The following is an 8,963-nucleotide window of genomic DNA, read 5'->3' on the forward strand; positions in this document are numbered from 1 at the left end:
CAGCTAAAGCTGACCGGCTGAAGCCGGTGGTTTTAACCTTGGGTATGGAAATAAACACTCCTTTAAGTGTCGCCTTTAAAAAGAATCCAGCATCAGGCAGTAAAGGTTCTGCTTTTCCCCCGTCGGGGTAGACGCTGGTGAAAACATTATGCGCCCTGCCGCCGTCCATCAGCCCGGCTGCCCTGCCTGTTGCGCCAGAAACGCACCCCGCCCGCGCACAATGGCGCTACCGCCAGCACGGAACATGAAAGCGCCTTCACCCGGCAGACCTTCCGCGCCCCCGGTATCAATCGCAACTTCACTGGCTTTTGAATCAGGAACCCGCATGGCTAGGCGCACGTCCAACATGTCGCGCATTTCGGTAGGAAACTCCGTTGCTTTGGGCTTCTGAATGCCAATAGTCAGGAACACGCCAGCACTGCGATGAACCCGAAGGATTTCGCCCACAACCGCTTCAACCGCTTCCTTGCCAGCCAGCGCCCGGAACTGCGGGTATTCATCAATGTAAATAAAGATTGGGGCAGGGCACGCTTCAGGGCGCTTTTTGCGGTACTGGAACCAGTTGTCACAGCCAGCCGCCACAATCTCTTGCATCCGCTCCCGTGCTCGCTGGTTGATGTCGCCCAGCATCTCCAGCCCTTCGCGCATGTCTGCCGTGAAGCTGGCGCATTGTTCACGGCGAAGGGTAGCTTTCGCATCGATGATATGAATCTCAGGCTTCAGCCCGGAAAGCCGCATACTGTGCATGTCGGCCCGGATCGCTTCCGTTTTACCTGCGCCAGTTGTGCCTGAAATCAGCATGTGAGGCGAGTCTTTGCGGTCATAGGTGACTGGCTTGCCCAGCACATCCTGGCCGATGTAGCCCATCAGCTTTCTAGGTTGCAGGGCGCTTTCATCAAATGGCACGGCCTGCCAGTCTTCACGCGGCAATGGGGCAAGGATGATGCTCTTGTCTTTACCGGCAGTCGGGATGAATCCAAGTTCTTCAGGCGCAATGCCCAGCACTGACGCAATGCGCGGCAATACCTTGGCTATCTGCTGCGGATCGTTGTTGCTGACGGTCAACAATCTGTATTGAGCACTGGCGGATTCAAACGCGGTAAGCTCGTCGTTGCCAGTCGCCATGCGCAAGCGTTCAGTCACCAGTTCATTGATCCCAGGCGCAAGCCCCAGCATATCCGGCAGGATGTCATTTTCTACATAGGGTGAGTCGAACAGGTAGCCGTCACGCAGCCATCGGGTTCTATGCAGTTTCCAAAGCTTATACAGGCCCATGCCGGTAAGCGCCGTTGCTGCGGTTGCAGGTGCGTTGGCGAACAAGCCAAGGGATGCAGCAAGCCCAATGCTTACCGCGCCAGTCAGGGTTTCAGGGGCGAAATGCGCCGGGTTGAATTTGCCTATCATCAGTTCCATTAGATTTTCCCCTGCGCCATGGCGACGCGCTGCTGTTTCAGTTCATCAATCATTTGCTCTTGCTGCCCTTCAGAGAGTTGCCCCCAGCGGTCGCCCATCTGCAATTTGAGAATGTCTTCATCGGTCATGCTGTTGTAATCAGGTGCGGGTTCAGCCGCTGCCGCCGCTGCCTGTTGTGTTGGCAGGTCTTCGCCTGAATGGTTGTGTAGCAATACTGCCCCCAGCACCAAAGCCGCCACGCCAGCCGCCCACATTGCCGGTTTGTTGGGATTGTTGCGCCCAACGGGTTGAATCGGGCGCTTGAGCAATTCAGCTTCATTCTCTTCATGCAACTTGCTGGCTTCCGCTATCAGCTTTGCATTCTGCTTTGCCAGCAACAGGCGGCGTTTAGCGACTTCAGAAAGCTGTTGCTCTACTGCCAGCTTGCGCTGTTCTTCTACCAATTCGGGATTCTCTGGGGTAGCCAGTCCAGCCGCTTTGCCCAGCAGTTGCTTGGCGGTGTCCATCGCGGATGGTGCTTGCAGCTCCGCCCAAAGCCAGCCGTTTGCCCCATTGGGTTTAGGAATGAACAAGCCAGCCCGTTGCAAGGCAGGAATAAGGTAGTTGCGGGTGAAGTTGGTAGTAACGCCATCAACAGAAACCGAGTCTTCCAGGTCACGCAGGTTGACGGGTGCGCCCGGCTTGCACTGGCTGGCAATCTGGATGATGGCTTCCTTCTGCAAAGCGGGGGCGCATACGTCCTTGGTCAGGGCGATATGCTGAATCAAAACCTGCTTAACAGACGGTTTGTCAAAAAATACTTTAACCTCCTGCATCCTCTGTTTTTCCATCAGCTTTTCATCACTGGCGGAATCTTCAATAATTCTTAATGCCGGAATGGTGAACTGCTCGTTCATGATTTCACCCTCAAGATGTAAATTAAAACAATCTGCCAAATACCTGCCAAGGGTTGATAGCCGCCTGCCAAAACCCTGCCAAAACCCTGCCAAATCGAAAAACGCCCAAAAAACGCATTTTCGGCATTTTTTCCCGCGATTTTCCCGGCTTGTCCAGGGTTCCGGTCAGGTTGAGAAATTGGCTTATCCATGGCGGTAATTTCCTATGAAAAAATCTTTCTGGATGGCGCTTTTCGGTAGCCCAAAACGCGGCTCTTGGGGAATGATTCAATGCTCACCTTGTCACCCTGGTTGCCGCCCAGAATGCGTACATTCCCTGCTGAGTCGAAGCCAGCGAAAAAGCCTACATGCCCCTGCCATCCGTCACGGGAACCGAGATACAGGACTACCACGTCGCCCGGTTGCGGGTTGTTGGTAGCCTCGCCCCACTCCAGGAATGAGCGGGCATTCAGCGCATCCGTGCCCTTGATCCCGTTGGCGTGAAGCACGGCGTTGGTGAAGCCAGCACACCATGCAGTTGAATCCGGGTTGATACTTAGCCCGGCTTGCTTGATGAAGGTGGCAAGTTCCTGGCGGTTTTCGTCTTCGCGCATACCGATAAAGCGGGTAGCGGTCTGGATCACACCGGAATCGATGCTGATAGCGTTTTCGCCCAGGGCGGCGTATGCACTCACCTTCGCGCCGTTGGCGTCTTCGTCGTCGTCATGGTGCAAGTACCAATCCCCAGCCGCGCCTGTGCCTTTCAGGTGGCTGGCGGCAATGAATCCGGCTGTACGTTTTGGATCATCCGCCCGCAACATGCCGCGCTTGAAACCGCCTTCCACGTTGAAGTTAGCCAGCGCAATAAAGAAAGCGTCCTGCTCCATTGGGGAAGCCATGAACTCGGCGTAGCTATGGCCCGTAGTCCAGTTGCTTTCGTTCTGGATGAATGCCAATTGCTTTTTCCCGCAAGTCCCTTTCTGTATGCACTCCTCGGCTTTGTCGAAGGCTTCACGCTTGATGTAGCCAGTTTGTGTGAGTGCCGCCGCCCCCGCCTGATATGCGCCGACATAGCCATAGGTGTTCCAGCCGTCATACCGGCCTGAATTCTCACGTTGGCGGAGTGCGGCCATTAACTCGGCTGTCTGGCGGTTGGACAGGCCACGGATCGCCTGACCTGAAAGCATGTTGGGCATTTCGACATTGAGCCGCGCCAGCCAGCTACCTGCGGTTTCCCCGGCATAATTGACATGGTGGTAAGCCCTCTCGACATAAGGGCTTATCTCCGTGCCAGCCGTGCGCAAGGGGTTAACGATCATGAGGTAAGCGATTGCAGCCATGGGTAGGGCGAAGTAAACCGGCAGTTCAGGGCGCAGCATGTTAGCCGCTGCTTTTGCCGCCGCATTGGCAGACGCCACGGAATGCCCGATAGCATCCACCTTGCCTTCCAGCCGCTTGAAATCCTTGTCCGTTACCACGGCAGCAGCCCCCGCAATTCGTCCACAAGCTGTTGCCAGAACTGCCCCAGCATATCCCCCGCCCATGTGGTAATCAGGGGGTTCAGGAAGGCGTGCAGCAGGAAAATAACGACAATCCAGCGCATGACCGGAAGGCAGAAATAGAACCAGATTGTCGTTACCATATTCATTGTGCCTTTTCCCATTTGTGGCCTGACGAACAGTTGCGGATACCTGCGCTTGTGTTCGTCCATGCCGCGCCAGACTGGCAAGCCGCCAGTTCTTCCGCCGTCAGTTTCCGGCCTTCCGTGTAACCGTAAAACAGGGGATTATTGGCCGTGTTGGTTGCGCCAGTTGCCCCACGCACGCCGCCTTGAACTGCTGTAGCGCCCTGCACAAAGCCGTTGTATGCGCCTTTGGTGACGCGCCCAAACTGGTCAAAATTGAGGCTTACACCGTTGGCCAGCAGGGATGCAGTCAGGGCAATGGCCATGATTCCACCAATGGTTTCCTTGGATTTAATCAGGGCGACACCTACGCCAACGCCAACCACGGCAGAAACCGCGCTCCAGGTGGTGCTTCCGCCCACTTCCAGAACTGGAACGTCGGTCAGCAGGCTGGAAGCAAGGCTAACGCCAGAAACGGCAGTAACAGCCCAGCCAATAAAGGTTGATGCATTCGCACCGTAATATTTTTCACCGTACATTGTTGTTACCCCTGTAATTCTTTGCACACCATGCATTCAGGAATTGCCGACCTTCCGCGCTCACCGGCGCATCAGATACGGCAGTATCAGCTTGTGGAATTGGTTTATCGTCGTGGCTGGCATACAGGCACAAGGCGACACCAGCCGCCATTCCCCAAAAGAAGGCTTTCAAGCCTGCCCCTGTCAGCCCCCACCATTCGTTTACTATTCGGCTACTCATTCCATGCCGCCTTGTGGCTGCGGTTGTGGCTTGTCCTGCTGCTGTTTGGTGGGTTTCGGTTTCTGCCCATTCATGAGCGCGTCAAATTGCTCTTGGGTCAGGGTGACTTTCTTGCTCATGGCTGCACCTCCCATACTTTGTTTTCGCGGGTAATGCGGCGCACCCTGGCGTTGACGGCTGCGTATTGCAGGGCAGACGCAAGGCGTTCGGCCTGATCCACCGTCATGATTGCCAGCGCCTTGTCTGACCGGCAGAACCCGATGCTGAGGGTCACAAGTTCGCCTGTTGCCATGGCCTGAACTTTCGCGCCGTCGCTGTAGGTCTCGCCCAATGGGGGGACGTCTGCGCGGATTACATCAATTGCTTTGCTCATGGCTGCACCCCCTTGGCAGGGTGCACCACGACCACTATGGCCTGGTCGCCTGTTTCCTCGTCGTTCTCATAAACGATAACAGGGGTTTGCAGTTTGTCGGCCATGGCCTTGGCGGTCTGGATGGCCTGCGCCTGGTCTTCGGTTTCCAGAATCTCGGAACCGTTGGCGTAGACCGAATAAGTAAAGCCCATTGGGGGCGTGATATGATTGCGTTGCATGTTTTCGGCTCCTTCAATTGTCAGCCGTTGATGTGAAGTCCTGCCCTTCGGGTTCCAGCCGTTGGGTAGGGCGATTACTGATTTATGGGTTGTTCGCCCGGTCAAATACTGCTTTCTGTTCTTCCCCTTCCTTCATTTTCTTCAAGATTTCCATCAGTTCACCATTCAAAGAACGGGTGTTCTGCTTTGCCCGATCTGCAAGCCATTGGTGCAGGTCTGGCTGATAGCGGGTCTGAATTCTGATTACTGGCTTAGGCATGTTGTCGATTTCCTTATTGATTGAATGACACCATACTAGATGCGCATCTAATGTGGTGTCAAGTGAAACGACACTAAAAAAGGTGTTATCCTTTTGCACCAAAAAATGAGAAGGGCAGACGATGGATATAGAAAGCGGGAAAGTGCGGATAACGCTACGAATAGAGCCAGATGTTTACGCCATGCTTGTGGATGTCATCAGCAAGACAGGCAGGAGCCTGAACAGTGAGATAACCGCACGGGTTAGGGATTCATTTTGCACTGATTCGCCCGTGGTACTCACCACTACGGAAAAGGTGTTTCAGCGCATCATTCAGGAAGAACTCGACAAGCGCCAAAAATAGCCACGCCACGCCCCCCACAAGCCCGCCATTGCCGACAGATACCCGATTGCCACGCCAGCCCGTTGCGCGGCTTGTGGCGCGTTGTGTCAATGGGGATATTTCCACCTTGACCCATTGGGGAGTCAGGTTCCCGGCCCGGTAAAGTATCGCCCCACAATACTATGTGAGATGCCTGGCACGCGGGAAAGTTGCGGGATGTGATACCCGCCCGGATTTCTTGACTGGGTTTTGATTCTGGGTCGATTGTGGGCGATTGTTTGAGAGTTTCGCGGGTGATTGTCCCCAAAGATTCACCCACGTTTGCACCAGCCACAAAAAAAGCCACCTCAGCCGCCCGGTAGCAAGTTATCAAGGAAGATTTCAACGGGAACAACTGCCGCGCCTTTGGGTGTTGTGCTGTAAACCGTCCGGTTGTGCACATCAAAAATAAGGTGTTCTTCAGCATTCGACACGCCCGGCACGCGGCTTGCTTCGTTCTCAAGTGATGACCGTAGGTAGCCCAATGGCGCTTGCCCTGATTCTCCGAAGATATTTTGCCAAGGCAAGCCTATTGCGGTGTTGTACCAGCACTCGCCCGCCCACGTCCGGCACGCACTAGCGACGTTTTGAGCAATGGCGTAGGGGTCATCTGCTAAGGCAATATTTCCATACACGTCGAGCACCAAATCCCATTTGTCCTGGTCGAGTAGTAGTGTTTTCATTGTGATTCCTTTGTGTTGATAAAGATTCTCATTAAACCTCATCCGCCAATTCACGGCATATCTGTTCAAACCGTTCTGGCGTTAGGGTGGTGGTAGCCGTCACTGTTGCGTCTACGGTGCTGGATTGCATCGGTTTTCCGTGACCACGATCTAACAGGGCATTAGCCGCGCTTACCCTTGCCGCTGGCGGTGCTGTGCCGTCCTGCATTATCTCTGCCAGTGTTTCAATCGCCGCCGTTGTGTAGCTACCTGCTACCGCCTTAACGGCTGCTGTCGCCTTGTTGCGTGTTCCAGCAACGCGCCCGCCTGTCTTGGGCGTGCCGGGTTGTCTTGGCATGGTGCGAACCCCTCAAATAGAAACGGTTAGAAACACAAGATATGGTGTCATTATTTGGCAATTACCACAAGATATGTGGCTCCGGCAGTCACCACGCGGGGAAACCGCGCCGTCCAGCCCGTGGCAAAGTCGCTGTGAAGGTTTTTCTGCAGTCACCACGCGGGAAAATGCGCCGTCCAACGTGGGTCAGGGTCGCTGTGAAGGTTTTCCGGCAGTCACTACGCGGGAAAATGCGCCGTTGGGGTTTTGGGGGTTTTGGGGGTTTTGGGTGTTCGACAACGGGGCGTTTTCCCTGTTTTTCCGGTGTCTGGTGATGTTTTGGGGGTTTTGGGTGTTCGACAATGGCAGGTTTTCCCATTTTCCTGCTGGTGCGACTTCCCCCAATGGTACAAACAAAAAAGCCGGATCACTGTCCGGCTATTGCGGGCAGGGGAGAGTGTTACAACAACATTCGCACGACAACAGTTACAACAACACTTACAACAATCCTAAATAATTGATTCCATTGGGATAAAGCAGGAAAAACAGGGCTGCGATGTTGTAACTGTTGTAAATTGTTGTACGCCAGTTACAACACGAAAAACCCTTTATATTCATAAACTTACAAGCGTTTTTCGGCTTTGTTGTAATTGTTGTAACTATCCCGCCAACGCGCCCATCAGACGGTCAAGGTAATCCGCCCATTCCTGCATCATGCGGGTGCGTTCCGGTAGGTGCTGGCTGCGGTCGTAAACCCTGCGCACCTTGGAGCCAACGGCGTGCGCCAGTTGCTTTTCTATCACGTCGGAAGGGTAGTGCAATTCTTCATGCAGCAGGGTGCTGGCGGTAGATCGGAACCCGTGCGCCTGCATCACGTCTGGCTGGTATCCCATCCTGATAAGAGCCTGCCTCACCACGCTATTGCTTGCCGGTTGCCTTGGGTCATTGCGTCCAGGGAAGACATATTGCCGGTATCCGGTAAGCGGTTTGATTTCATCCAGTAGCGCAAGCATCTGGCGTGATAGCGGGACAATGTGTTCCTGGCGTAGCTTCATGCGTTCTGCCGGGATCAGCCATTGGGAACGGTCGGGGTTGATCTCTGCCCACTGCATCTGCCGGACTTCGCCGGGGCGGGTGAACATATAGGCGCTTGCTTGCAGCAACAGGCGCGTCTCGAACCTGCCGGGATACCTGCCGATGTCCTGCATCAGCTTACCGACTTCCTGCGGGTTGGTGAGTGCTGCATAGCTCTTGTTGATTACGGGCGGGATAGCGCCTTTCAGGTCGGGCGTAGGGTCACGGGTAGACCGCCCAGTTGCCACGGCATAACGGCATATCTGCCCGATGTATTGCCGCGCCTTGTGTGCCGTTTCCAGCTTGCCGCCTGCCTCCTGCCTGCGTAGCACTTCCAGCACGTCGGGCGGCTCTATGGTGGCAATGTTCCGCGCCCCCAGCCACGGGAAAACAGCCCGCCGCAAGATGCCCGTTATCTTGCTGTAGGTGCTGTCGCTCCAGGTGTGGCGGAACTTCACCAGCCATTCCAGCGCCACGGACTCAAAGCTGTTTGCCATCATGTCGCGTTCTGCGGCTTCCTGCGCCTTCCGGTGTTCCGATGGGTCAATGCCACGCGCCAGCAGGTCACGCGCCGTCTGATGCTGTTCCCGTGCGTCACGTAGCCCGGTCTCTGGGTAGTTGCCGATCACCAGCGTATTGCGCTTGCCAGTAATGGGGCGGGTGTAGTCGTACCGCCAGACCTTGGCGGATTGCGTCACCCAAAGGTACAGACCACCCCCGTCGGTGTGCTTGGCTGGCTTGCCGTCTGGTTTGGGTTTGGCATTCTTCACTGCGGTATCGGTAAGGCGCAATTTCACGGTATCGGCTCCTCTGGGTGTGGTGGATACCGGGGAGGATACCGCAAAATAGGCGGGCTGCTATGGTGCGCTTGGTACGTCATGGGAATGTGACTTGGCACTACATGCCTGTTTTTGCTGGCTTTGCGGTACGGTATGGAACCATTGGGAAGCTGAAAGTATGCCGGTGAAGAGAATCGAACTCCCGACCCCATCATTACGAATGACGTGC

General features: G+C 55.1%; 15 protein-coding genes. 1 reads left to right on the forward strand and 14 read right to left on the reverse strand.

The annotated features are described in order from the left end of the window. Nucleotides 1–168: 168 nt before the first annotated feature. From VSS37_RS13405 to VSS37_RS13455, 11 genes are all read right to left on the reverse strand, one after another. The gene (locus tag VSS37_RS13405) at nucleotides 169–1,413 is read right to left on the reverse strand and encodes an FtsK/SpoIIIE domain-containing protein (RefSeq protein WP_324696011.1); all 1,245 of its coding nucleotides are present in this window, start codon (nucleotides 1,411–1,413) and stop codon (nucleotides 169–171) included. Continuing rightward, nucleotides 1,413–2,309, reverse strand: coding sequence for a hypothetical protein (locus tag VSS37_RS13410; protein WP_324696013.1), 897 nt, complete (start codon nucleotides 2,307–2,309; stop codon nucleotides 1,413–1,415). Before VSS37_RS13410 ends, VSS37_RS13405 begins: the two co-directional genes overlap by 1 nt. Then, entirely contained in the window at nucleotides 2,306–2,500 is a 195-nt protein-coding gene (locus tag VSS37_RS13415) for a hypothetical protein (RefSeq protein WP_324696014.1), read from the reverse strand. Before VSS37_RS13415 ends, VSS37_RS13410 begins: the two co-directional genes overlap by 4 nt. Nucleotides 2,501–2,512: 12 nt before the next feature. Then, entirely contained in the window at nucleotides 2,513–3,766 is a 1,254-nt protein-coding gene (locus tag VSS37_RS13420; RefSeq protein WP_324696016.1) for a TIGR02594 family protein, read from the reverse strand. Next, on the reverse strand, nucleotides 3,760–3,930 hold the full coding sequence (locus VSS37_RS13425; RefSeq protein WP_324696017.1) for a hypothetical protein: 171 nt from the start codon (nucleotides 3,928–3,930) through the stop codon (nucleotides 3,760–3,762). The genes VSS37_RS13420 and VSS37_RS13425 overlap by 7 nt, the downstream gene beginning before the upstream one ends. 2 nt (nucleotides 3,931–3,932) lie before the next feature. After that, a complete protein-coding gene (locus VSS37_RS13430; protein ID WP_324696018.1) occupies nucleotides 3,933–4,451 on the reverse strand; it encodes a hypothetical protein in 519 nt (172 codons plus the stop codon). Beyond that, nucleotides 4,441–4,671, reverse strand: coding sequence for a hypothetical protein (locus tag VSS37_RS13435; protein WP_324696021.1), 231 nt, complete (start codon nucleotides 4,669–4,671; stop codon nucleotides 4,441–4,443). The genes VSS37_RS13430 and VSS37_RS13435 overlap by 11 nt, the downstream gene beginning before the upstream one ends. Beyond that, nucleotides 4,668–4,790: a hypothetical protein gene (locus VSS37_RS13440; RefSeq protein ID WP_324696023.1), complete on the reverse strand. Its 123-nt coding sequence runs from the start codon at nucleotides 4,788–4,790 to the stop codon at nucleotides 4,668–4,670. The genes VSS37_RS13435 and VSS37_RS13440 overlap by 4 nt, the downstream gene beginning before the upstream one ends. Beyond that, complete coding sequence (locus VSS37_RS13445) at nucleotides 4,787–5,044, reverse strand: hypothetical protein (RefSeq protein ID WP_324696026.1); 258 nt, start codon at nucleotides 5,042–5,044, stop codon at nucleotides 4,787–4,789. The genes VSS37_RS13440 and VSS37_RS13445 overlap by 4 nt, the downstream gene beginning before the upstream one ends. Then, nucleotides 5,041–5,262: a hypothetical protein gene (locus VSS37_RS13450; protein ID WP_324696028.1), complete on the reverse strand. Its 222-nt coding sequence runs from the start codon at nucleotides 5,260–5,262 to the stop codon at nucleotides 5,041–5,043. The genes VSS37_RS13445 and VSS37_RS13450 overlap by 4 nt, the downstream gene beginning before the upstream one ends. Before the next feature lie 82 nt (nucleotides 5,263–5,344). Beyond that, entirely contained in the window at nucleotides 5,345–5,521 is a 177-nt protein-coding gene (locus tag VSS37_RS13455) for a hypothetical protein (protein ID WP_324696029.1), read from the reverse strand. 121 nt (nucleotides 5,522–5,642) lie between these two features. Here VSS37_RS13455 and VSS37_RS13460 point away from each other — a divergent pair, with 121 nt between their 5' ends. After that, complete coding sequence (locus VSS37_RS13460; protein ID WP_324696031.1) at nucleotides 5,643–5,864, forward strand: Arc family DNA-binding protein; 222 nt, start codon at nucleotides 5,643–5,645, stop codon at nucleotides 5,862–5,864. A gap of 326 nt (nucleotides 5,865–6,190) precedes the next feature. On the opposite strand, the gene VSS37_RS13465 is transcribed toward VSS37_RS13460, so the two are convergent. The 3 genes from VSS37_RS13465 to VSS37_RS13475 form a co-directional block, all read right to left on the reverse strand. After that, nucleotides 6,191–6,565, reverse strand: coding sequence for a contractile injection system sheath initiator (locus VSS37_RS13465; protein WP_324696033.1), 375 nt, complete (start codon nucleotides 6,563–6,565; stop codon nucleotides 6,191–6,193). Nucleotides 6,566–6,596: 31 nt separating this feature from the next. Beyond that, entirely contained in the window at nucleotides 6,597–6,902 is a 306-nt protein-coding gene (locus VSS37_RS13470; RefSeq protein ID WP_324696035.1) for a hypothetical protein, read from the reverse strand. Nucleotides 6,903–7,540: 638 nt separating this feature from the next. Further along, the gene (locus VSS37_RS13475; protein ID WP_324696037.1) at nucleotides 7,541–8,752 is read right to left on the reverse strand and encodes a tyrosine-type recombinase/integrase; all 1,212 of its coding nucleotides are present in this window, start codon (nucleotides 8,750–8,752) and stop codon (nucleotides 7,541–7,543) included. Nucleotides 8,753–8,963 lie beyond the last annotated feature (211 nt).

Origin of the sequence: Candidatus Thiothrix phosphatis (genome assembly GCF_035668035.1) — a bacterium.
Lineage (GTDB): Bacteria > Pseudomonadota > Gammaproteobacteria > Thiotrichales > Thiotrichaceae > Thiothrix > Thiothrix phosphatis.